Source organism: Palleronia marisminoris, from assembly GCF_900172315.1.
GTDB classification, from domain to species: domain Bacteria; phylum Pseudomonadota; class Alphaproteobacteria; order Rhodobacterales; family Rhodobacteraceae; genus Palleronia; species Palleronia marisminoris.
In genome coordinates, this window is the sequence record NZ_FWFV01000006.1 from 139,219 (window position 1) to 159,852 (window position 20,634).

Annotated in this window: 15 protein-coding genes; 10 read left to right on the forward strand and 5 right to left on the reverse strand. The window is 69.2% G+C overall.

The window, feature by feature from the left end; translation table 11 throughout:
- Nucleotides 1-15 precede the first annotated feature (15 nt).
- The 8 genes from regB (at nucleotide 16) to trxA (ending at nucleotide 11,735) form a co-directional block, all read left to right on the forward strand.
- The gene (regB, locus tag PAM7066_RS11635; protein ID WP_085854334.1) at nucleotides 16-1,386 is read left to right on the forward strand and encodes a sensor histidine kinase RegB; all 1,371 of its coding nucleotides are present in this window, start codon (nucleotides 16-18) and stop codon (nucleotides 1,384-1,386) included.
- 75 nt (nucleotides 1,387-1,461) lie between these two features.
- Nucleotides 1,462-2,979, forward strand: a complete 1,518-nt coding sequence (locus tag PAM7066_RS11640; RefSeq protein ID WP_085854335.1) for a PAS-domain containing protein — start codon at nucleotides 1,462-1,464, stop codon at nucleotides 2,977-2,979.
- A gap of 95 nt (nucleotides 2,980-3,074) precedes the next feature.
- Nucleotides 3,075-3,545 carry a tRNA (adenosine(37)-N6)-threonylcarbamoyltransferase complex ATPase subunit type 1 TsaE gene (gene tsaE, locus PAM7066_RS11645; protein ID WP_085854336.1) on the forward strand — a complete coding sequence of 157 codons (471 nt, stop codon included), beginning with the start codon at nucleotides 3,075-3,077 and terminating at the stop codon, nucleotides 3,543-3,545.
- Complete coding sequence (locus PAM7066_RS11650; RefSeq protein ID WP_085854337.1) at nucleotides 3,538-4,467, forward strand: aminoglycoside phosphotransferase family protein; 930 nt, start codon at nucleotides 3,538-3,540, stop codon at nucleotides 4,465-4,467. The genes tsaE and PAM7066_RS11650 overlap by 8 nt, the downstream gene beginning before the upstream one ends.
- Nucleotides 4,464-5,135 (forward strand): nucleotidyltransferase family protein, encoded by a 672-nt coding sequence (locus tag PAM7066_RS11655; RefSeq protein ID WP_085854338.1) that lies wholly within the window; start codon nucleotides 4,464-4,466, stop codon nucleotides 5,133-5,135. Before PAM7066_RS11650 ends, PAM7066_RS11655 begins: the two co-directional genes overlap by 4 nt.
- Complete coding sequence (locus PAM7066_RS11660; RefSeq protein WP_085854339.1) at nucleotides 5,128-8,037, forward strand: PD-(D/E)XK nuclease family protein; 2,910 nt, start codon at nucleotides 5,128-5,130, stop codon at nucleotides 8,035-8,037. The genes PAM7066_RS11655 and PAM7066_RS11660 overlap by 8 nt, the downstream gene beginning before the upstream one ends.
- Nucleotides 7,995-11,357, forward strand: coding sequence for a double-strand break repair helicase AddA (gene addA / locus PAM7066_RS11665; protein ID WP_085854340.1), 3,363 nt, complete (start codon nucleotides 7,995-7,997; stop codon nucleotides 11,355-11,357). The genes PAM7066_RS11660 and addA overlap by 43 nt, the downstream gene beginning before the upstream one ends.
- Nucleotides 11,358-11,414: 57 nt before the next feature.
- Complete coding sequence (trxA, locus tag PAM7066_RS11670; RefSeq protein ID WP_085854341.1) at nucleotides 11,415-11,735, forward strand: thioredoxin; 321 nt, start codon at nucleotides 11,415-11,417, stop codon at nucleotides 11,733-11,735.
- A 52-nt stretch (nucleotides 11,736-11,787) separates the two neighbouring features.
- Here trxA and PAM7066_RS11675 read toward each other — a convergent pair whose 3' ends face one another.
- Genes PAM7066_RS11675 through PAM7066_RS11685 form a run of 3 tightly spaced genes read right to left on the reverse strand, consistent with a single transcriptional unit; the run spans nucleotide 11,788 to nucleotide 14,231 of the window.
- On the reverse strand, nucleotides 11,788-12,186 hold the full coding sequence (locus PAM7066_RS11675) for a (deoxy)nucleoside triphosphate pyrophosphohydrolase (protein ID WP_085854342.1): 399 nt from the start codon (nucleotides 12,184-12,186) through the stop codon (nucleotides 11,788-11,790).
- Entirely contained in the window at nucleotides 12,183-13,400 is a 1,218-nt protein-coding gene (argJ, locus tag PAM7066_RS11680) for a bifunctional glutamate N-acetyltransferase/amino-acid acetyltransferase ArgJ (protein ID WP_085854344.1), read from the reverse strand. Before argJ ends, PAM7066_RS11675 begins: the two co-directional genes overlap by 4 nt.
- 3 nt (nucleotides 13,401-13,403) lie before the next feature.
- On the reverse strand, nucleotides 13,404-14,231 hold the full coding sequence (locus PAM7066_RS11685; protein WP_085854345.1) for a peptidylprolyl isomerase: 828 nt from the start codon (nucleotides 14,229-14,231) through the stop codon (nucleotides 13,404-13,406).
- A 164-nt stretch (nucleotides 14,232-14,395) separates the two neighbouring features.
- Here PAM7066_RS11685 and secA point away from each other — a divergent pair, with 164 nt between their 5' ends.
- Together secA and PAM7066_RS11695 are read left to right on the forward strand one after the other, a co-directional pair.
- Nucleotides 14,396-17,098, forward strand: coding sequence for a preprotein translocase subunit SecA (gene secA, locus PAM7066_RS11690; protein ID WP_085854346.1), 2,703 nt, complete (start codon nucleotides 14,396-14,398; stop codon nucleotides 17,096-17,098).
- 57 nt (nucleotides 17,099-17,155) lie between these two features.
- Nucleotides 17,156-18,661 (forward strand): OmpA family protein, encoded by a 1,506-nt coding sequence (locus tag PAM7066_RS11695; protein ID WP_085854348.1) that lies wholly within the window; start codon nucleotides 17,156-17,158, stop codon nucleotides 18,659-18,661.
- On the opposite strand, the gene radC is transcribed toward PAM7066_RS11695, so the two are convergent.
- Together radC and dnaJ are read right to left on the reverse strand one after the other, a co-directional pair.
- Nucleotides 18,633-19,376, reverse strand: coding sequence for a RadC family protein (gene radC / locus PAM7066_RS11700; protein WP_085854349.1), 744 nt, complete (start codon nucleotides 19,374-19,376; stop codon nucleotides 18,633-18,635). The two genes, PAM7066_RS11695 and radC, sit on opposite strands and share 29 nt — an antisense overlap.
- Nucleotides 19,377-19,429: 53 nt before the next feature.
- Nucleotides 19,430-20,581, reverse strand: a complete 1,152-nt coding sequence (gene dnaJ, locus PAM7066_RS11705) for a molecular chaperone DnaJ (RefSeq protein ID WP_085854351.1) — start codon at nucleotides 20,579-20,581, stop codon at nucleotides 19,430-19,432.
- Nucleotides 20,582-20,634: the final 53 nt, after the last annotated feature.

A 20,634-nucleotide genomic window follows, 5' to 3' on the forward strand; every position in this document is an offset into this window, starting at 1 on the left:
TTACAAGTCGTTCCCATGATCGAGACCCCTCACAGTTCGGAGACCGACGCGCTCGACCCGCGCCTCGCCTTCGACAACCGCGCGCATTGGGTGCGGATGCAGACCCTGGCGCGGCTCCGGTGGATCGCCGTCCTGGGGCAGGTGATCTCGGTCATCGTGGCGTGCGGGGCGCTGGGACTCGACCTCGAGACAGGGCTGATCGTCGCGGCCATCGGCGCGGCCGTCATCACGAACCTGATGGCCACGATGGCCTTCCCCGAGAACCGGCGCCTGTCCGAGACCGAGCTTGCCGCGACCCTCGCCTTCGACATGGTGCAGCTCTGGACGCTGCTTCTGCTGACAGGCGGGCTGCACAACCCCTTCGCGCTGTTCGTGCTGGCGCAAGTCGCCATTGCCGCCCTTGCGCTGAGCGCCCGGCGAACCTTCGTCCTGTGCGCCGTGGCCATCGTGCTCTGGACGGCGCTGGTCTTCGTCCACTTGCCGCTGACGACGCATTCGGGCGAGGTCATGCAGCTGCCGCCGGTCTTCGTGCTGGGCTTCTGGGTCGCAATCGTCATCGCCATCCTGTTTCAGGGCGCCTACGCGCACCGCGTCACCTCGGAACTGACCGCGATGAGCGATGCCCTGACCGCCACGCAGATGGCGCTGTCGCGCGAGCAGAAGCTGACTGACCTCGGCGGTGTGGTGGCCGCGGCGGCGCACGAACTGGGGACGCCGCTGGCGACCATCGTGCTGGTGGCGAGCGAGATGATCGAGGATGCCCCCGACGAGGACACGCGCGCGGACGCGCAACTGGTCCGCGACCAGGCCGAACGGTGTCGAGTCATCCTGCGCGGCATGGGGCAGGCCGGAAAGCAGGACGAACACATCAAGGTCGTCCCGCTCGTCGCCGTGGTCGAGGAAGCCGCCGATCCTCACAAGGATCGCGGCATCGACGTGGTGATCGAGACGATCGCTCATGACAGTACCAGCCAGCCCAGTATCGCCCGGCGGCCCGACGTGATCCACGGGCTGCGCAACCTGGTGCAGAACGCGGTCGATTTCGCCGCTGCCGAGGTGCTTATCGAGGTATCGTGGAGCGCCGACGAAGTCGCGATCCGCATCTCTGATGACGGGCCGGGCTACCCGCCCGAGGCGCTGCCGCGCCTCGGCGACCCGTTCCTTCGCAAGCGTCGGGAAGGCGCGGTCGGCGCGAATCGCCAGGGCTACGAGGGGATGGGTCTGGGCCTGTTCATCGCCAAGACGCTGCTGGAACGGTCGAGGGCCGAGCTTGCCTTCGCCAACGGTCGGGACGGCGGCGCGGTCGTCCACGCCGCGTGGCGCCGGAGCGATATCTCCGTGGCCACCGATCGCGCGCCTTTGGGGGAAAACCGCGCCACCACCTGACGAAACGTGTTTAAGGCCGCTTTAACCCCGTTCTGCGCACCCTGAGTCCGAAAAGTCAGGACAGGAGGCCGGCGCATGGCCGCTCAGACGACGCTTATGCTGCTCGGGATGGCCGGCGCCGTGACCGCTGCGCTCGGGGCGCTCGGGCTGCTTTCCGCCACCCGCCCCCGCCTGCTGGTGCGCGACGTGTCGGACCGGACCGTGTTTATTCTGGATGCCGACCGGGTAATCGACGCGACGGCGACGGCCCGCACGATGCTCGAGTTCCTGGGCGGAGAAGAGGGCGAGGCCTGGCGCAGGGATCGCGTGATCGAGTGGCTGACGAACAGCTTTCCCGACCTGCCCGCCGCGCTTGCCAGCATGGACGAACGTGCCGAGCGCATGGTGATCGGTCGCGACGGGGCAGGGCGGCTGGACCTGGAACAGGACGGCGACCGCCTGCGCCTGACCATGCGCGAGGATGGCAACGACCGCATCCTCGTGGACCGCGTCTGCCAGAGCGCCGCGCTGGACGAGCTCGAGACGTTGCGACGTGCCGCCGATGGGCTCGTCTGCCCGGTCTGGGTCGAGGACGCGGGCGGACGGCTTCTTTGGGCGAACCGCGATTACCGCGCCCGGTGCGAGCGCCTCCACGGCCGCGCGAGCTGGCCGCTTCCGGCGCTGTTCCCGGCCGAGGGGTTCTCGGGTGAGGACCGGCAGCTGCTCCGGCTCGGCGACGACTGGTTCGACATCCGCGCGGCCGAGCGGGGCGGGAACCGTGTGATCACGGCCTTCCCCGCAACCGACCTCGCGGCGGCCGAATCCAACCTGCGCGCCTTCAAGGGCACCGTCGCGCGGACCTTCGCGCACCTGACCGTGGGCCTCGCGATCTTCGATCGGGGCGGAAGGTTGGCGGTGTTCAACCCCGCGCTGGGCGACCTGACCACGCTGCCCATCGACATCCTGATCTCGCAGCCGACGCTGGCGTCGTTCCTCGACGCGCTCCGGTCCCGGCGCATGATGCCCGAGCCGAAGAACTATGCCTCCTGGCGCGACCGCGTCGCCGCGGTCGAGGGGGCGGCGCAAGAGGGCACCTTCTCCGAACTGTGGCACCTGCCCGGCGGCCGCACCTTCCGCGTCACCGGACGCCCGCAGCCCGATGGCGCCTACGCCCTGCTGATCGAGGACGTCACCTCCGAAGTCACCCTCACCCGTCAGTTCCGCGCCCGGATCGACACCGGCCTTGCGGTGCTCAACGCGCTGCCCGAGGCCGTTGCGGTATTCGACGAAGGTGGTGCGCTGACCCTGAGAAACGCAGCCTACGATCGGCTTTGGGGCGTGGACGAGACTCCGGACCTTCCCGGCGCCGTCGCCGCGTGGCGTGGCCGCTGCCTTCCCGACCCGAGCCTCGAGGATCTGGCCCAGGCCATCGACGCGCGCTCCGGCCCTGTCGGCCCGGTGGCGGACCTGCCCCTGCGCGACGGTGGCCGGATCCTCGTGATCGCGGCGCCCCTGCCGGGGTCGGCGACCCTTCTGCGCTTCGTCGAACGGGCTGCCTCAGGCCAGGCGCTTCATCCATACCAGGCCGAGCTGCCCCGCGCCCAATCGGCGTGACGGCTATGTCACCCACGCGCGTCCATCCGCGCATCGCGGGACCGGGCGGGCGCTATCGGCTTGATGACCCCGGCCCGCGGCGTCATCCTGTGGGCATGGACGATCTTTCCCTCTTTCTGCCCGATGCCGCCGCGACCGATGCGCTGGGCCGCACCCTGTCGGAGCGTCTGGCCCCCGGCGACACGGTGTTGCTGACGGGCGAGCTCGGCGCCGGCAAAAGCCATCTGGCGCGCGCCGTCATCCAGACCCGGATGGCCCGGCATGGCGGGGTCGAGGACGTCCCGTCGCCGACCTACACGCTGGTCCAGACCTACCGGATCGGCGAGATCGAGATGATCCACGCCGATCTCTACCGGCTGGGCGATCCCTCGGAACTGGTCGAGCTCGGCCTCGACGAGGCCATCTCCGGCCCCGCCATCTGCCTGATCGAATGGCCCGACCGGCTGGACCATGCGCCCGCGGACGCCCTGCGCATCACCCTTCTGCCCGAGGGGGACGGCCGCCGCGCGACGCTGGACGGTCCCCGCCGGCTGACCGACGGGATTAAGGCCCTTACCCATGCCTGAGACCTTCCTCTCCCGCGCCGGTTGGCGCGACGCCACCCGCACCGACCTGGCCGGCGACGCCTCCGGCCGCCGATACACGCGCCTGCTGCGGGGCACCGAAAGCGCCGTCCTGATGGAGAGCCCCGACGCCGCGATCGGCCCGTTCCTGACCGTTTCCGCGCATTTCGACGATCTGGGCCTGTCGGTCCCGCGGATCATCGCCTCGTCGGAGCCGCAGGGCCTGATCCTGATGGAGGATCTTGGTGACGACACCTTCGCCCGCGTCATCGCCGCCGACCCGGCTGCCGAAACCACGTTGGGAGAGGCCGTCATCCAGTGCGTCGCCACGTGGCAGGCGGCGAAGGTGCCAGCCTGGGCCGCAGCCTACGACGCCGAGGCCATGACCGCCGCGCTCGAACCGGCCTGGACACACGCGGCGCAGCCGGCCGGCCCGACCGAGGAATGCGGGCGCCTGTTCCGTACGCTCCTCGAAGAGCATGGCGGCGACGAGGTGGTCCTCGTGCATCGCGACTTCCAGGCCGTGAACCTGGTCTGGATGCCGGGACGACAGGATGCGCGACGGGTGGGTCTGCTGGATTTCCAGGATGCGCTCGCCGGCCACCCCGCCTACGATCTTGCCTCGTATCTGCAGGACGCCCGCCGCGACGTCTCACCCGAGACCGAGGCGTGGATGCTCGACCGGTTCTGCACCGTCACCGGCCGCGACCGGGATGCCTTCGGCGGCGCCTACGCGCTTCAGTCGTTGCAGCGCAACGTCCGCATCCTGGGCCTCTTCGCCCGCCTCGCCGAGCGGGGCCGGACCGGCTACCTCGCTCACGTGCCGCGCGTCCGGGGCTATGTCGAGCGCTCGCTGCGTCACCCCGCCGCCGCGCCACTGGCTGATCCGCTTCGCGCATGTCTCGCAGGGCAGGTCGCCGCATGAGCCGCCCGCTGATGATCTTCTGCGCGGGCTTCGGCAGGCGAATGCTGCACCTGACGCAGGACCGCCCGAAGCCTATGGTCGAGGTCGGCGGCCGCACCATGGTCGACCGCGCCGTCGATCTTGGCCTCGCCGCCGGCGCTGCGCCCATCGTCGCCAACACGCACTACCTGCCCGAGGTCATCACGCCCCGGCTGCAGGCGCGCGGGGTCACGATCTCGCACGAGCCGGGCGAGATCCTCGACACCGGCGGCGGGCTTGCCGCCGCGCGGCCGCTTCTGGGGCCGGGGCCGTGCTGGACGCTGAACCCCGACGCGATCTTCGCGGGACCGAACCCGCTCGACGTGCTGCAGGGGGCATGGAGCGAGGGGATGCGGGCGCTTCTGCTTTGCGTGCCGCTGGCGCAGGCCAAGGGGCGCAAGGGCGGTGGGGATTTCACCCTCACCGGTGACCGCCTGAGGTTCGGCGGGGACCACGTCTATACCGGCGCGCAGATCATCGACGCTGCGGTGCTGGACGAGGTGTCCGAGCGGGTGTTCTCGCTCCGCCGCGTGTGGGAGGCGCTGGCGGCCGAGGGCGCGCTGCACGGCGTCGAATATCCCGGCGCCTGGGCCGATGTCGGCCACCCCGAGGGGATCGCGCTGGCCGAGGACCTTCTTGCCGATGTTTGACCCCGCGGCCGGCGCGCGCCTCTTCGCCCTTCCGCCCGGCTGCGACTACCCTGCCGAGCTGATCCGCGGGATGGAGCAGCGCCTTGAAGGGCAGCCCCCCGAGGCGTGGGCCGAGATCGAGATCTTCGTCAACACGACCCGGATGCGCCGTCGCCTGATGCGCCTATTCGCCGATGGCCCGCCGCGCCTGTTGCCGCGTATCCGCCTGCTGGGCCAGCTTGCGGCCGACCCGGCGGTGGACCTGCCGCCCGCCTTGCCCTCGCTGGACCGCAAGCTCGACCTCGCGCGGCTCGTCCTGCGTCTGATCGAGGCGGACCCGACCCTCGCCCCCCGCAGCGCGGTGTTCGACCTGGCCGACAGCCTCGGCGCGGTCTTCGACGAGATGTATGGCGAAGGCGTCGATCCCGCCGCGCTCGAGGGGCTGGACGTGGGCGAAATGGGCGGCCACTGGCAGCGCGCGCTCAAGTTCCTGATGATCGCGCGGCAGGTGGCCGAGACCGACGCCCTGCCCAGCCCCGAGGCCCGCCTGCGCCGCGCCGCCGAGGCGCTGGCCGCGCGCTGGGCCGCCGCACCTCCGTCGCATCCGGTGATCGTCGCGGGCTCCACCGGGTCGCGCGGGCCGGTCGCGCTGCTGATGGAGGCCGTGGCCCGCCTGCCGCAGGGCGCCGTCGTGCTGCCCGGCGTCGATCCGCACATGCCGGCGGATGTCTGGGACCGGCTCGGCGACGCGCGGACGGGCGAGGATCACCCGCAGTTCCGCTTTGCCGCGATCTGCCAGAAGCTGGGCCGGGTGCCGTGGGACCTGCCGCGCTGGACCGGCTGCGACCCGGTGCCGGCGCGCAGTGCGCTCCTGTCCATGGCGTTGCGTCCCGCGCCGGTGACCGACCAGTGGATGCGCGATGGGCCGGCGCTGGGCGACATGGTGACGGCGACTGAGGGCCTCAGCCTGATCGAGGCCGCCGATCCGGTCGAAGAGGCGCAATCCATCGCCATCCGCCTGCGCCGCGCCGCCGACGAAGGCCGCCGTACCGCGCTGATCACCCCCGACCGGACGCTGACGCGGCGGGTGCAGGCCGCGCTCGACCGGTGGGGGATCGAGGCCGACGACAGCGCGGGCGAGCCGCTGCACCTCACGCCCCCGGGGCGACTTCTGCGCCAGACCGCCCGGCTGCTGGGCGAGGGGCCTGGGCCGGATGCCGTACTGGCGCTGCTCAAGCATCCGCTTGTCAGTCACGGCGATCGCGGGGTGCATCTGCGCAATGCCAACGCGCTCGACCTTTGGCTGCGCGACAATGGCGGCCCCAGTGTCGACTCTGCGCTGCTGACCCGGTGGACAGAGGCGAAGGGAGCCGACCCCAATTGGGCCACGTGGATCGGCGGCGTGCTCGACCGGCTCGCGGCGACGGGCGCGGCGCATCTGCCCGCGCTCGTGGCGCGCCACATGGCCGAGGTTCAGGCCCTGTCGCCGGATCTCTGGTCCCAGGCCGCCGGCCGCAAGGCGCGCGAGGTGATGGCGGCGCTCGAGGCGTCGGCGGGGCATGGCGGGCCACTCAGGCCGTCGGATTACGTGGCGCTGCTCGACTCGCTGCTGCAGGCCGAGGAATCCCGCCGCCCCGATACCGCCCGGCCCGACATCATGATCTGGGGCACGCTCGAAGCGCGGGTGCAGGGGGCGGACCTCGTGATCCTCGCCGGCCTCAGCGAGGGGACGTGGCCCGAGCCGCCGACCCCCGATCCGTGGCTGAACCGGGACATGCGGGCGCGTGTCGGGCTGCTGCTGCCCGAGCGGCGCATCGGCCTGTCGGCGCACGACTTCCAGCAGGCGGCCTGCGCGCCCGAGGTCGTGTTCTCGCGCGCCCGCCGCGATGCCGAGGCCGAGACGGTGATGTCCCGCTGGCTGAACCGCCTGACGAACCTGCTGGGCGGTCTGCCCGACAATCGCGGCCCTGAGGCGCTGGCCGCCATGCGGGCGCGGGGCGATCTCTGGCTGAACCAGGCGCGCCTGTCCGCCGCGCGGGTCGATCGCCTGAGGCCGGCGCACAGGCCCTCACCGCGCCCGCCCGTGGACGTGCGGCCGAACCGGCTGTCGGTCACGCAGATCGAAAAGCTGGTGCGTGATCCCTACGGCATCTACGCGGCAAACGTCCTGAAACTGCGTCCCCTGTCGCCGCGCCGACCCGAGCCGGACGGGCGGCAACGGGGGCAGGCGCTGCACCGCATCTTGGAACTGTGGCTGATCGAACGGCACGACCCCGCGACCCCCGCAGCGCGCGAGGCGCTATTGCGTATCGCGACCGAGGTGTTGGCCCAAGTGCAGTGGGCCAGCGCCCGCCTGACCTGGCTGGCGCAGGTCGAGGGCTGGGCCGACTGGTTCCTGGAAGGCGAGCGCACGCGGCAAGCCGAGGCGACCCCGCTGCGCCCCGAAGAAGAAGGCCGGTTTGAGGTTCCCGGCACCGGCGTCCTCTTGACCGGGACCGCCGACCGGATCGACCGTCGGACCGACGGGCGCCTGAACGTCATCGACTACAAGACCGGTCGCTTGCCCTCGAAGGACCAGCTTCTGCATTTCGACAAGCAACTGATGCTCGAAGCCGTCATGGCCGAGGCGGGGGCCTTTCGGGGCGTTGATGCGGCCGAGGTCGCCACGGTCAGCCATATCGGCCTCGGCTCCGACCGGAAGGAGACGCTGCACGATCTGCGCGAGGCGGGCGACGTGACGCTCGACCCCCGCGCCGTGCTGCTGATGCTGCAAAAGCTGCTGGGGGCCTATAACGACCGAGCGCAGGGCTATACCTCGCTGCGCGCGACGGAACGGCAGTTGGATCGGTTCGACTATGCGCACCTTGCGCGCTTCGGCGAATGGGACCTGAGCGACCCGGCCCAGCCGGAGGATGTCGGGTGAGGGACGAGGCGACGACGCGCCAAATCACCGCCGCGCGGCCCGATCGCTCGACCTGGCTGTCGGCGAATGCGGGCTCGGGTAAGACGCGAGTGCTGACGGACCGGGTGGCGCGGCTGCTGCTGGCCGGGGTGCAACCGCAGAACATCCTGTGCCTGACCTACACCAAGGCCGCGGCGAGCGAGATGCAGAACCGCCTCTTCGCCACGCTCGGCCGCTGGGCGATGATGCCCGACACCGCGCTGTTCGAGGCGCTGGACACGCTGGGCGCCGAGCCCGCCGAGGCCGACTTGGCCCGCGCCCGGCGCCTCTTCGCACAGGCCATCGAGACGCCCGGCGGCTTGCGGATCCAGACGATCCACTCGTTCTGCGCGGTGCTTTTGCGGCGCTTCCCGCTCGAGGCACAGGTCTCGCCCAGCTTCACCGAGATGGACGACCGCTCCGCCGCGCAACTGCGCGAAGGGGTGCTGGAAGCCGTCGCCGAGGCCGAGCCTGACCTGTTCCGGCAGGTCGTCGCGATGACAGGCGCGGTAGGAGAACTGGTGTCAGGCATTGTCTCGGCCCGTGACGCCTTCGTTCCCGTGGACGAGCCCGGCTTGCGCGATGCGCTGGACCTCAAGCCCGACGACACGTTCGGAGCGCTGTTGGACGAGGTGTTCGAGCCGGGCACCGAGGCGGTGTTGCGCCGGGTCGCGACAGCCATGGCGTCGGGCGGCAAGACGGACCAATCCGCAGCCCCGCGGCTGGCGGCGCTGGCTGCGCCGTTCGGGGCCGAGGTCCTGGACGTGCTCGAAGACCTCTGCCTCTACGGCGCAGGCGCCAAGGAGCCCTTCGGCGCGAAGTGCGGCAAGTTCCCCACGAAGGCCGTCCGCACCGCTCTGGGCGACGATTGCGAGGCCCTCGACGAGCTGATGGAGCGGGTGGCCGAGGCCCGCGCGACCCGCCTGTCCCTTGCCGTGCTCGACCGATCGCTGACGCTCAACCGGTTCGCCCAAGCGGTCTTGACCCGCTACGAGGCGGCCAAGCAGGCGCGCGGATGGCTCGATTTCGACGACCTGATCCTTGGCGCGCGGGACCTGCTGACCCAGAAGGCGGTGGCGGATTGGGTGCTCTACCGGCTGGACGGGGGGATCGACCACATCCTGGTGGATGAGGCGCAGGACACCTCGCCCGTGCAATGGACGGTGATCGGCGCGCTCGCCCGCGAGTTTGCCGCCGGACACGGGAGGCGCGAGTCGGGCGAGCGGACGATCTTCGTCGTGGGCGACAAGAAGCAGTCGATCTATTCCTTCCAGGGTGCGGACCCCGAGGGGTTCGACCGGATGCATGACTACTTCGCCGAGCAGCTTGGCCCCGAGGCGCTGCAACGGCTTGAGCTTCAGCATTCTTTCCGCTCGGCTCCCGCCGTGCTGGGCGCGGTGGACGCGGTGTTTGCCGCCGGTTTGGGCGGGCCGGTCCAGCACCACGCGTTCAAGGCCGCTATGCCCGGTCGCGTAGACCTCTGGCCGATGACCGAGGGCGACGCCGGCGACGATCCGCCCGACTGGGAAGACCCGGTGGACAGCCCCGACCCCGAAAGCGCCGTCTCGCGGATCGCGGGCCAGATCGCCGGCGCGGTGAAGGAGATGATCGACCGGGGCGAGACCATCCCCGACCGCACCGACCCCTCGCGCTGCCGGCCGGTGCGGGCGGGCGACGTGCTGATCCTCGTGCGGTCGCGCTCGGGCGTGTTCCACCCGCTGATCCGGGCGTGCAAGGCGGCGGGGCTCGACATCGCGGGGGCGGATGTCCTGACGCTCGAGGACGATCTGGCGGTGCGGGACATCCTGTCCCTGTTGAAGTTCCTTGCGCTTGAAAAGGACGATCTTGCGTTGGCCGAGGCGTTGGGCTCGCCGCTGTTCGGGCTGAGCGAGGGCGATCTGTATGACCTCGCGCACGGGCGTAGCGGGTCGCTGTGGGATGCGCTGAGGCGCAGCCGTCATGCCGCCGCCATCGACGTGATCCGCGATTTGCGCGACCATGCCGACTACGTCCGCCCCTACGAGCTGATCGACCGCCTGCTGGTGCGCCATGGCGGGCGGTCGCGGCTGATCGGGCGGCTGGGGGTGGAAAGCGAGGACGCCATCGACGCGCTGCTCGGGCAGGCGCTGGATTACGAACGGTCTGACGTGCCCTCGCTGGCGGGTTTCCTGGCGTGGTTCGAGGCCGAGACGGTCAAGATCAAGCGGCAGGCCGAGGGCGCGGGGAACCGGCTGCGCGTGATGACGGTGCACGGCGCAAAGGGACTTGAGGCGCCGGTGGTGATCCTGGCCGATACGACGAAGGCGCCGCGAAACGACGCGGCGCGGTTCGTCAAGCTGCCCGATGGGCCGGTGCTGTGGTCGCCCCCGAAGGAGGCGCGGCCCCCGGCGCTTGCCGCCAGTGCCGAAGCGCGCGCCGCCGCCGATGCAGCCGAGCGCGAACGGCTTCTCTACGTGGCGATGACCCGGGCCGAAAGCTGGCTGATCTGCTGCGGCCCCGAGACGACGCGGCCCAAGGGGACGTGGTACGAGTCGCTCGAGGCCGGAATGGCCGCCTTGGAGACCGTCGAGATCGCGACGCAGGCCGGCCCCGGCCGCCGGTTCGAGGTGAACGACTGGGCCGCCACGGCGCCCGCCGAGACCGCGCCGCCCGCCCGCGCCCCCGAAGGAACGCTTGCCCCGTGGTTTGACGAGGCGCCGTCGCCGCCGCCGGGAGAGGCTGGGATCGTCTCCCCCTCGGGTCTCGGCGGCGCGAAGGCGTTGCCGGGCGAGGTGCTGCCCGAGGAACTGGACGAGGACGAGGCCATCGCCCGCGGCTCGCGCATTCACCTTCTGCTCGAACACCTGCCGATGGACGCCCCCGAGATTTGGGACACCCGCGCCGCGCGGCTTCTGGCCGCCGCCGCGCCCACGCCGGACCAGGTCGCCGACGCTCTGGACGAGGCGCGCCGCGTCCTCGGTGCACCGGACCTGCGCGAAATGTTCAACCGCCCCGCGCTGAAAGAGGTCGACCTTGTCGCGCCGCTACCCTCGGGCGACCGGCTTCTGGGCGCGGTCGACCGGCTGATCGTCGGCCCCGACAGCGTGCTGGCCATCGACTACAAGTCGAACCGGATCGTGCCGGAAATGCCCGACACCGTGCCCGAGGGCCTGTTGCGGCAGATGGGCGCCTATGCGCACGCGCTGGGGGCGATCTACCCGGGAAGGCGGATCGAGACGGCGCTGCTGTGGACCCGCAAGCCGCTGCTGATGCCGCTGCCGGGCGACCTTGTCGCGGTCGCCTTCGCCCGCACGCTGCCTTGACGCTGATGGGGGGCGTCCTTACGTCCTTCGCCTGACGCGATCGCAAGGAGATTTCCCATGGGCACCACCCCCGTCACCGACGCCACCTTCGACGCCGAGGTTCGCCAGTCCGACATTCCCGTCGTGGTGGACTTCTGGGCCGAATGGTGCGGCCCCTGCAAGCAGATCGGCCCGGCGCTCGAGGAGATCTCTAACGAGATGGAAGGCCAGGTCAAGATCGTGAAGGTCAACGTGGACGAGAACCCGAACGCGCCCGCGCAAATGGGCGTTCGCGGCATTCCCGCGCTGTTCCTGTTCAAGAACGGCGAAGTCGTGTCGAACAAGATCGGCGCGGCGCCCAAGGCCTCGTTGGAAAGCTGGATCAAGAGCGAAATCTGATCGCGCCACCTTGGACGTGAGATCGGGCGCCTGCGGGCGCCCTTTTTCGTGCCTAGAGCCAGTCGCGCAGGATCGGGATCAAGGGGATGTCGGCGGGCGGCATGGGGTAGTTGCGCAGCTCGCGCGGGAACGCCCAGGCGAGGGTCTGGCCCTCGCGCGGGCTTGGCGTCCCCTCCCACTTGCGGCAGGCGAAGAGGGGCATCAACAGGTGGAAATCGTCATAGGCGTGGCTGGCGAAGGTCAGCGGCGCAAGGCACGAGGACCACGTGTTGATGCCCAGTTCCTCGTCCAGCTCGCGGATCAGGGCGTCCTCGGGGCGTTCGCCGGGTTCGACCTTGCCGCCGGGAAACTCCCACAGGCCGGCCATCGATTTGCCTTCGGGACGTTGCGCCAGAAGCACCCGGCCGTCGCGATCTATGAGCGCGACGGCAGACACCAGAACCACTTTCACGAGCGATAGTCGGCGTTGATCTGGATATAGGCGTGGGTCAGGTCGCAGGTCCACATGGTGGCCGTGCCACTACCAAGGCCGAGATCCACGCGGATCACAAGCTCCTGCCCCTTCATATAGGCCGCGCCCTTGTCCTCGGCATAGTCGGGCGAGACCCAGCCGTCGCGCGCCACCTCGATATCGCCGAAGCGGATCGACAGGGTGTCGCGGTCGGCCTTGGCGCCGGACTTGCCGACGGCCATGACGATGCGGCCCCAGTTGGGATCCTCGCCTGCGATGGCGGTCTTGACCAAGGGCGAGTTCGCGATGGAGGACGCCACCTTGCGCGCATCGGCATCGTCTGCCGCGCCGGTCACAGAGACCTCGACGAACTTCGTGGCACCCTCGCCGTCGCGCACGACCTGGTGCGACAGGTCCAGCATCACCTCGTGAAGCGCGTCCTCGAACGGGCTGCCGCGCGAGGTCACTTCGGCCGATTTGCCAGTCGCCGCCAACAGCAGCGTGTCCGAGGTCGAAGTGTCGCCGTCCACGGTGATGCAGTTGAAGGTGCGGTCGGTGAGGTCCGACAGCATCTCCTGCAGCAGGGGGCGGGCGATCGTTGCGTCGGTGAAGATGTAGACCAGCATCGTCGCCATGTCGGGTGCGATCATGCCCGAGCCCTTGGCGATCCCGACGACGTTCACCGCCTGCCCGTCGATTTCGACGCGGCGGGCGCAGCCCTTGGGGAAGGTGTCGGTCGTCATGATGGCCCGCGCTGCCGGCTCGATCCCGGCGGGGTCGAGCGCCTCGTGCAGGTCGGTCAGCGCGGCGGTGATGCGGTCGTCGGGCAGACGCTCGCCGATCACTCCGGTGGACGAGGTGAAGACGCGTGCCTCGGGCAGGCCGGCCACCTCGGCCACGGCGGCCGCGATGCGCTCGACCGAGCCCTCGCCGGCCTTGCCGGTGAAGGCGTTGGAATTGCCCGAGTTCACCAGGATCGCAGCACCTGCATCGCCGTCGCCGCCGATCTTGGCCTCGCAGTCCCGAACCGGGGCCGACCGCGTCGCGGAGCGGGTAAAGGTCCCCGCGACGGTGGTGCCGGGATCGCAAAGCGCGAGCATCACGTCCGTGCGGTTCTTGTAGCGGACCCCGGCTGCGGCCGTGGCAAAACGGACCCCGTCCACCTGCGGCAGATCGGGGAAGCGCGCGGGCGCGAGCGGCGACAATGTGGGCATCGGTCAGTCCAGAAGGTTGTCGTTGCGGATCGTGGCCGGGTCGATCTGCGTCTGGGGGCGGTTCACCTCGGCGTCCTCGATGGCAGAGGACACGATGCTTTCGACGGCCTGCATCTGGATGCGGCCCTCGATCTCGCCGCGGACCTCGTCAAGCGGCGGCGGCGTCTGTTCGCGCGTCTCGTTCAACTTGATGACGTGCCAGCCGAATTCGGTCTGGACGGGACCCGCAACTGCGCCGGCCTCCATGCCCTGCACCGCCTCGTCGAAGGGTTGGACCATGGCGCCGGGGCCGAACCACCCCAGGTTGCCGCCCGAGGGGGCAGAGGGGCCGGTGGACTCGGCGCGGGCCAGTTCGGCGAAATCCTCGCCGGCGTTCAGGCGTTCGATCAGGGCCTGCGCCTCTTCCTCCGTCTCGACGAGGATGTGCGAGGCGTTGTATTCGGTCGACGGCTCGGTCCCGCCATACTCGGCCTCGTACATCTCGGTGACCTGACCTTCGGTCACCGCGTCCGCCGAAAGGCGCTGGACGACCTCGGAGGCGACCAGGGCGCGGCGCTCGTTCTCGATCACCAGTTCGCCGCGGCGGGACAGGCCGTCGGCCTGGTCGCCCAGGGCGGTCTGCTGGATCAGCTGCTCGAGAACGCCCTCGAACAGGGTCTGATCGTCAAGCGCCTGGTACTGCTCGGGCAGGCGCTCGCGCATCGCGACCATGTGGCCCAGCGTGATGTCGGTGCCGTTCACGGTCGCTACTACGGTCGAGGCGTCCTGCGCAACCGCAGGCAGAGCGAGCGCCATCATGGCCGCGGCGGTCATCGTGCCGAGTTTCGTCATCGTGATTGTCCTTTCCCGTGGGCCCATGGTCCCAACATTGACAGTTCCAAGGGTGCCCCTTACATCGCCTTCAGCCTCTGAAGGGACCGTTTCTTGCCGCCTTCCTATTCGGCGCCGACGGGCCGGGCAAGCGATCCCCTCACACGTTGATGTCAGGAGAGACGATGCTTGGTCTGGGTTCTGTTGCGCGAAAGGTCTTCGGCACGCCGAATGATCGCAAGGTCAAGGCCACGCGCCCCCTCGTCGACAAGATCAACGCGCTGGAGGCCGAGTTCGAGCCCCTGTCCGACGACGCGCTGATCGCCAAGACAGCCGAGTTCAAGGAGCGTGTCGCGAAGGGCGAAAGCCTCGACGACATCCTGCCCGAAGCCTTCGCCAACTGCCGCGAGGGCGCGCGCCGGGCGCTTGGCCTGCGCGCCTTCGACGTGCAGCTGACCGGCGGCATCTTCATGCACCAGGGCAACATCGCCGAGATGAAGACCGGCGAGGGCAAGACGCTGGTGGCGACCTTCCCGGCCTACCTGAACGCGCTGACCGGCAAGGGCGTGCACATCGTCACGGTAAACGACTACCTCGCCCGCCGCGACGCCGACTGGATGAGCAAGGTCTACGGGCAACTCGGCATGACGACCGGGGTCGTCTATCCCCAGCAGCCCGAGGACGAGAAGCGCGCGGCCTATGCCGCCGACGTGACCTACGCCACGAACAACGAGCTGGGCTTCGACTACCTGCGCGACAACATGCGTTCGGAACTGCGCCAACTGATGCAACGCGGGCACAACTTTGCCATCGTGGACGAGGTCGACTCGATCCTCATCGACGAGGCGCGGACGCCGCTGATCATCTCTGGCCCGTCGGACGACCGATCCGAACTTTACCGCACCATCGACAAGGTGATCCCGCTTCTGACCGACGAGCACTACTCGCTCGACGAAAAGACGCGGAACGTGACCTTCACGGACGACGGCAACGAGTTCCTCGAAGAGCATCTGCTGGGCGCCGGGATCCTGCCCGAGGGGCAGTCGCTGTATGACCCCGAATCCACCACGATCGTCCACCACGTGAACCAGGGTCTGCGCGCCCACAAGCTGTTCACCAAGGACAAGGACTACATCGTCCGCGACGACTCGATCGTGCTGATCGACGAGTTCACCGGCCGCATGATGGCCGGCCGGCGCCTGTCCGACGGTCTGCACCAGGCGATCGAGGCGAAGGAGGGCGTGGACATCCAACCCGAGAACGTCACCCTCGCGAGCGTCACGTTTCAGAACTACTTCCGCCTCTACGACAAGCTGGCCGGCATGACCGGCACGGCGCTGACCGAGGAAGAGGAATTTCTGGAGATCTACAAGCTGGGCGTGGTCGAAATCCCCACCAACCGCCCTATCGCGCGGGTGGACGAGCACGATGCCGTCTATCGGACCGCGCAGGAAAAATACGATGCCATCGTGGCCGAGATCAAGCGCGCCCACGAGGCCGGCCAGCCGACCCTCGTCGGCACGACCTCGATCGAGAAGTCGGAATTCCTCAGCGAGCTTTTGCAGAAGGAAGGCGTGCCCCACAACGTCCTGAACGCCCGCCAGCACGAGCAGGAGGCGCAGATCGTCGCCGATGCCGGCAAGCTGGGCGCCGTGACGATCGCCACCAACATGGCCGGCCGTGGTACCGACATCCAGCTTGGCGGCAACGTCGACATGAAGGTGATGCAGGCGCTCGCCGACGATCCCGAGGCCGATCCCGAACCGATCCGCGCCCGCATCCAGGCCGAGACCGCCGACGAGAAGGAGAAGGTCAAGACGGCCGGCGGCCTCTTCGTGCTGGCGACCGAACGGCATGAAAGCCGCCGGATCGACAACCAGCTGCGCGGCCGTTCCGGTCGTCAGGGCGATCCGGGACGGTCGGCGTTCTTCCTGTCGCTCGACGACGACCTGATGCGCATCTTCGGCTCGGAGCGGCTCGACAACATGCTCCAGAAGCTGGGGATGAAAGAGGGCGAGGCGATCGTCCACCCGTGGGTGAACAAGTCGCTCGAGCGTGCGCAGGCGAAGGTCGAGGGGCGCAACTTCGACATCCGCAAGCAGCTTCTGAAGTTCGACGACGTCCAGAACGATCAGCGGAAGGTGATCTTCGGTCAGCGCCGCGAGATCATGGAGGCCGAAGAACTGGCCGAGATCGCGCAGGACATGCGCCACCAGGTGATCGACGATCTGGTCGACCAGCACATCCCGGCGAAAACATATGCCGACCAGTGGGACGGCGACGGGCTGTATGTCTCGGTGCTTGAAACGCTGAATCTGGACCTGCCGGTGAAGGCCTGGGTCGAAGAGGACGGCGTCGACGACGAGATCATCCGCGAGCGCCTCTACGACGAATCCGATCGGTACATGGCCGCGAAAGCCGCGCAGTTCGGCCCTACGAACATGCGCCAGATCGAGAAGCAGCTTCTGCTGCAGACGATCGACGGCAAGTGGCGCGAACACCTTCTGACGCTCGAGCACCTGCGCTCGGTCGTGGGCTTCCGCGGCTATGCGCAGCGCGACCCGCTGAACGAGTACAAGAACGAGGCGTTCCAGCTGTTCGAGTCGATGCTGGACTCGCTGCGGGCGGACGTGACCAAGAAGCTCTGTCAGATCAAGCCGTTGTCCGAGGATGAGCAGCGCCAGATGATCGCGCAGATCCAGGCGCAACGTGCCCGTGTCCGCGAATCGGCAGATCCCCAGCCCAAGCCCGGCGAGGCCGAGGCCGAAGCGGCAGCCCCCGGCTTCGTCGAATCCGACCCAACGACCTGGGGCAACCCCAGCCGCAACGATCCGTGCCCCTGCGGGTCCGGCAAGAAGTTCAAGCACTGCCACGGCCAGCTTGCATGAGTACTTGAAACCCGGGCTGCGGGGCGGGAGACTCCCCGGCACATCCGGGGAGGGTCGATGAAACCGACAGGCTGGCTCCTGTGCGCGATGCTCTGCTGGCCGGTCCCGGCCGCGGCAGAGCCGATCGCGCTGCGCCACGACGGCCGCACCGTGGCAGAGGGTGAGCTTCTGGGCTTCGACGGGCGCTACTACCGCATCCTCGGCCCGAACGGCGAAGTGACGCTCGATGGCCGAACCCTGGAGTGTATCGGCGCCGGTTGCCCCAGCCCCGAAGCGCCCCAGATCGTGCGCATCTCGGGCGAGGCGTCCGTGGTGCGGACCGTGCTCCCGCCGCTGATCGAGACCTTCTCGCGCCGCGAGGGCTACGACCTCGCGCATGATACGGACGGTGCCGCCACGCGCTATACCTTGTCGCGTGGCGACAAGGTCTTGGCGCGGATGACCCTCGCGCCAACCAGCAGTTCCGAAGGGTTCGCCGATCTCGTCGCCGATCTCGCCGACGTGGCGGTTTCCCTACGCCCACCTGACAGCATCGAGCTTGCGCTGGCGCGCGAAGCGGGTCGCGGCGACTTGTCGGAGGCCAGCCGCCGCGCGATCCTCGGGCTGGACGGCGTGGTCCCGGTCGTCTCGGCCTTGTCCGAGCGGAGCGCAATCTCGGTCGAGGATATCTCCGGCTGGCCGCCTGAGGCGCTGCATATCCCCGATCCCGCCACCAGCGCGGGCGAGGCCATCCTGCGGCATTTCCCCTCCCTCGGCGATCGGCCGGTGGTCCCCCACGCGACGCTCGAGGCGCTTGCCGCAGCGGTTGCGGCGTCCCCCGACGCGCTGGGTCTGACGCTCTATTCGGCCCAGGGTGACACGCTACCGTTGACGCTGATGGGCCCCTGTGGCGCCTCGGTCGATGCCGATCCGCAGAGTCTAAAGACCGAGGATTACCCCCTCACGGCGCCGGTCTTCCTGTATACGCCGATGCGCCGGATCACCGGTGTGGCGCGGAACTTCCTGGATTACGTGGTCTCGCCGATCGCGCAGCCCGTGATCCAGCGAGCCGGCCTGGTTGACCAGTTCCCCGAGGCGATCCCCTTCGCCGCCCAGGGCGAGCGTCTGGGTCTGGCAATCATCGCGGCCGAGCAGGATGCCGTCCTGACGGGGCTTCAGCGCATGGTGACGGACCTGCGGGGGAAGGCCCGGCTGACGCTGTCCTTCCGCTTCGAGGGCGGCTCGAGCCAGCTCGACGCGCAGTCCCAGGACAACGTGGATCGGCTTGCGGCCGCCCTGCGCGGAGGGCTGTTCGATGGCCGGCGGCTGATCTTCGCAGGATTCAGCGACGGTGGCGGGACGGTCTACGGCAATCGTCGTCTTTCCCGTGAGCGGGCCGAGGCTGTCCGAAGCGCCGTGGCCGAGGCGGTTCCGGGGACGAACGTCCTGCTCGACGTGGCAGCATACGGCGAGGTGCTGCCGATCGCATGCGACGAAACCGATTGGGGGCGCCGAATGAATCGGCGTGTGGAGGTCTGGGTCGGAGCGGATGAGCCTACAGGAACCCCTCGGCCCGGAAACTGACCTCGCGCCCCCGCCCGATGACGACGTGGTCATGCAGGATCAGGCCGAGAACCTCGCAGGCCTGCGCGATCTGTCGCGTCACAGATCGGTCCGCATCCGAGGGGGTCGGGTCGCCAGACGGGTGGTTGTGGACGAGGATCAGCGCCTTCGCCTCAAGCTCGAGCGCGCGTTTGACGACCTCTCGCGGGTAGACCGGAACGTGATCCACCGTGCCTTTCGCCTGCTCTTCGTCGGCGATCAGCGTGTTCTTGGCGTCCAGAAACAGGACCCGGAAGCGTTCGGTGCGTTCCCGGGCGAGGGTTGCGCGGCAGTAGTCCATCAGCGCCTCCCACGACGAGACGACCGGCCGCGAAAGCGCCCGGTTACGTAGCGCGCGACGGATGACGGCGTCGGTGAGGCAAAGCTCCAGCGCGACGGCCGGACCCGCGCCGGGAACGGCCGCGAGCATGTCTCGCGGCGCGGCGAGCACACCGCCCAGATCGCCGAAGCGGTCGATCAGCGCGCGCGCCAGTGGTTTCACATCGCGCCGGGGCACGATGCGGAACAGCAGCAGTTCCAGAAGCTCGTAGTCCGGCATCGCGTCGGGCCCGCCTTCGGCGAACCGTTCGCGCAGGCGGACCCGGTGATCCGCGATATAGGACGGTTGCCCGCGCGAGACCGCTTCCCCCGCGGGGAACCCCTCAAACAGTCGTGGATGTTCAGCGAAATCCGGCATGGTGCCCACCTTGCCGGACCGGTGATGAAGGCGGCGTTAAAGGATGAAGGGACTCAGCCCTTCATCCCGTCCCAGAACGACTTGACCTTGCGGAAGAAGCCCGTGCTCTCGGGGCTGTTTTCCTCGGACAGGTCCTCGAACTCGCGCAGAAGCTCTTTCTGGCGGCCGGTCAGGTTCACCGGCGTTTCGACCGCCAGTTCGATGAACATGTCGCCGCTCGTCGTGCTGCGGAGCCCGGGCATCCCCTTGCCGCGCAGGCGCATCTGCTTCCCCGACTGGCTGCCGCCCGGGATCTTCACGCGGCTGCGGCCGCCGTCGATCGTCGGCACCTCGATGTCGCCACCAAGCGCGGCCGAGGTCATCGACACGGGCACCCGGCAGAACAGGTTCTCGGCCTCGCGCTGGAAGATCGGGTGATCCTCGACCTCGATGAAGATATAAAGGTCGCCTGCCGGGCCGCCGCGGAGGCCCGCTTCACCCTCGCCGCCGAGGCGGATGCGGGTGCCGGTTTCGACGCCCTTGGGGATGTTCACCGACAGTGCGCGGTCCTTCTGCACGCGCCCGGCGCCGCCGCAATTGCTGCAAGGGTTCTTGACGATCTGACCGGCGCCCGAGCAGGTCGGGCAGGTCCGCTCGACGGTGAAGAAGCCCTGCTGCGCGCGGACCTTGCCCATGCCCGAACAGGTGGGGCAGGTGGCCGGCTCGGCGCCGCCCTCGGCGCCCGATCCGTCGCAGACGCTGCAGGCCACGGCCGTCGGAACGGTGATCGTGCGCTGCATGCCGCGGTAGGCATCTTCGAGCGAAATCCGCAGGTTGTAGCGCAGGTCGGATCCGCGGGTCGCACGCTGGCCGCCACCGCGACGCTGCTGCCCCATGAAGTCACCGAAGAGATCGTCGAACACATCCGAGAACGCCGACGCGAAATCGCCCTGGCCGTGAGCCGCGCCCGGACGAGGCCCGCCTCGTGCGCCCATGCCACCGTCGAAGGCCGCGTGGCCGAAGCGGTCATAGGCGGCCTTGCGCTCGGCATCCTTCAGGACGTCGTAGGCCTCGTTCACTTCCTTGAACTGGGCTTCGGCGTTCGGGTTGTCGCTGTTGCGATCGGGGTGAAGCTCTTTCGCCTTGCGGCGATAGCCCTTCTTGATCTCGTCGGCAGACGCGCCCTTCGACACCCCCAGAACGTCGTAGAAATCACGTTTTGCCATCAGTCTGTTTCCTTCACGTCAAAGGCCGGCCCGACAGATCAGGCCGGCCCCTG

Coding starts and splice junctions, on each gene's coding strand:
- regB (WP_085854334.1), top strand. CDS start 16: ATGATCGAGACCCCTCACAGTTCGGAGACCGACGCGCTCGACCCGCGC.
- PAM7066_RS11640 (WP_085854335.1), top strand. CDS start 1,462: ATGGCCGCTCAGACGACGCTTATGCTGCTCGGGATGGCCGGCGCCGTG.
- tsaE (WP_085854336.1), top strand. CDS start 3,075: ATGGACGATCTTTCCCTCTTTCTGCCCGATGCCGCCGCGACCGATGCG.
- PAM7066_RS11650 (WP_085854337.1), top strand. CDS start 3,538: ATGCCTGAGACCTTCCTCTCCCGCGCCGGTTGGCGCGACGCCACCCGC.
- PAM7066_RS11655 (WP_085854338.1), top strand. CDS start 4,464: ATGAGCCGCCCGCTGATGATCTTCTGCGCGGGCTTCGGCAGGCGAATG.
- PAM7066_RS11660 (WP_085854339.1), top strand. CDS start 5,128: ATGTTTGACCCCGCGGCCGGCGCGCGCCTCTTCGCCCTTCCGCCCGGC.
- addA (WP_085854340.1), top strand. CDS start 7,995: ATGGGACCTGAGCGACCCGGCCCAGCCGGAGGATGTCGGGTGAGGGAC.
- trxA (WP_085854341.1), top strand. CDS start 11,415: ATGGGCACCACCCCCGTCACCGACGCCACCTTCGACGCCGAGGTTCGC.
- argJ (WP_085854344.1), bottom strand. CDS start 13,400: ATGCCCACATTGTCGCCGCTCGCGCCCGCGCGCTTCCCCGATCTGCCG.
- PAM7066_RS11685 (WP_085854345.1), bottom strand. CDS start 14,231: ATGACGAAACTCGGCACGATGACCGCCGCGGCCATGATGGCGCTCGCT.
- secA (WP_085854346.1), top strand. CDS start 14,396: ATGCTTGGTCTGGGTTCTGTTGCGCGAAAGGTCTTCGGCACGCCGAAT.
- PAM7066_RS11695 (WP_085854348.1), top strand. CDS start 17,156: ATGAAACCGACAGGCTGGCTCCTGTGCGCGATGCTCTGCTGGCCGGTC.
- radC (WP_085854349.1), bottom strand. CDS start 19,376: ATGCCGGATTTCGCTGAACATCCACGACTGTTTGAGGGGTTCCCCGCG.
- dnaJ (WP_085854351.1), bottom strand. CDS start 20,581: ATGGCAAAACGTGATTTCTACGACGTTCTGGGGGTGTCGAAGGGCGCG.